The sequence below is a fragment of the Mycobacterium sp. genome (assembly GCF_049673265.1).
Lineage (GTDB): Bacteria > Actinomycetota > Actinomycetes > Mycobacteriales > Mycobacteriaceae > Mycobacterium.
Window position 1 is genome coordinate 1 of record NZ_JBATXN010000095.1, and the last position, 1,949, is coordinate 1,949.

A 1,949-nucleotide genomic window follows, 5' to 3' on the forward strand; every position below is an offset into this window, starting at 1 on the left:
CGATACTGCCCATCGACCAGTAAACGACGGGGCCCGCCGCTCGGCGAACGCGGCGTACGCCTCTGGCGCATCAGCGGTGGCCAGATTGACCGCCTGCGCGCGGGCTTCGTTGGCCAGCGCATCACGCAGTGTCCCCTCCGCGCCCTCGTTCAGCAGCGCCTTGCTTTGCGCCAGCGCGATCGTCGGACCGGCCGCCAGCCGGTCGGCAACCTCGGTGACGAAGTCGTCGATCTCCGATGCGGACACCACCCAGGTCACCAGGTTCAGCGCCTGAGCTTCGGCGGCGTCGATGGTATCGGCTAGTAACACCAGCCGCTTGGCCTGTTGCAGGCCAACGATTTTCGACAGCAGCCAGGAGCCGCCGAGATCTACCGACAATCCTCGCTTGGCAAAAATCTGCGAAAACGTCGATTCCGGGGTGGCGACAACCAGGTCGCAGCCCAATGCCAGATTCCATCCGGCGCCGGCGGCCACTCCGTTCACTTTGGCGATGGTCGGTACCGGCAGCTCGTGCAGCGCCAGCGCCACGTCGGTCAGGCGTTGCAACTTGTGCATCGGGTGATTGTCGTCGGGCGCCGAGATGTCGGCACCCGAGCAGAAGGCGCCACCGGCGCCGGTAATCACCACCGCGCGTACCTCGCGGTCGTTGCCGGCCGCGGTCAGCGCGTCGGCCAACTCGATCCACAATTCACGGTTGATCGCGTTCTTGCGCTTCGGCCGATTCAGCGTCAGCGTCCGAACACCGTTGCGGTCACTGCACAGCAGCGCGGATACCTCCGTCATCAGCGGTAGACCGGCCCGATGGCGCCTTGCACACGTAGCGCATCGATTTCGGCCGGTGCGATGCTGAGCTCGGCGAGCACTGAGTCGGTGTGCTGCCCTAGCCCGGGGACGGCACCCATCGCGGGCTGGTAGCCGGAGATCACGGGCGGAGGCAGCAAGGCCTGAATTGGACCGACTGGGGTGTCGACCTGTCGCCACCGGTCGCGGGCCGTCAACTGCGGGTGCGCCAACACGTCGCTTGGCAAGTTGTAGCGCGCATTGCCGATCCCAGCGGCATCGGCCGTCTTCTGCGCATGCTCCAAGTCGTGCGCCGAACACCACGCACCGATAGCGTCGTCCAGGATGTCGCGGTGCGCGCAGCGACCGGCGTTGCTGGCGAATCTCGGGTCGTCGGCGAGGTCGTTACGCTCCAGGATTTGGCGCGAAAGCCGCTGCCATTCAGCGTCGTTCGTGGTGCCCAGCACGACGGTCTGATCGTCGGCGGTACGGTAGGCGCCGTACGGCGCCACCGCAGGCGAACTCAGCCCCAACGGCTGCTGATCGATACCGGAATGCTGGGTGAAAGTCAGCGGGTAACCCATCAGATCAGTCATGCTGTCGAACAAACTCACCGCGACCGCGTTGCCGCGCCGGCCAGGAGTCGACCCGGCGTCGCGGGAATACAGCAGCGCGAGAATTGAGAGCGCCGAATACAATCCGGTGCTGATGTCCGCCATCGGCGGCCCGGGCTTGGCCGGTGCGCCGGGATGGCCGGTCACCGCGCATGCGCCGGATTCCGCCTGAGCAAGCAGGTCGTAGGCCCGCTTGTGCGACAACGGTCCGCCCGGGCCGTACCCGTCGATTTCGACCGCGATCACGTCGGGGTGGCGTTCTGCCAGGTCTGCGGGTGCGATGCCCAGCCGGGCGGTGGACCCGGGGGCGAGGTTAGAAACCAGCACGTCGGCCCGGTCAAGGAGCTGGCGCAGAATATCAAGCCCGGCATCGGATTTCAGGTTGAGCGTCACCGACTCCTTGCCGCGGTTGGCCCAAACGAAATGCGCGGCAAGCCCGTTGACGACATCGTCGTAGTGCCGGGCGAAATCTCCCCCGTTGGGGTTCTCCACTTTGATGACGCGTGCGCCGAAGTCGGCCAGGACCCGTGTGCACATCGGCGCGGAGACCGCCTG

General features: G+C 66.3%; 2 protein-coding genes. Both read right to left on the bottom strand.

Translation table 11 applies throughout. The features are described from left to right. On the bottom strand, nt 1-783 hold a 783-nt coding region (locus tag WBF82_RS03245), incomplete at its 3' end, for an enoyl-CoA hydratase/isomerase family protein (RefSeq protein WP_424381661.1). Beyond that, a partial coding sequence (locus tag WBF82_RS03250; RefSeq protein ID WP_424381662.1) for a CaiB/BaiF CoA transferase family protein occupies nt 783-1,949 on the bottom strand: 1,167 nt, incomplete at its 5' end. The genes WBF82_RS03250 and WBF82_RS03245, both read right to left, overlap by 1 nt.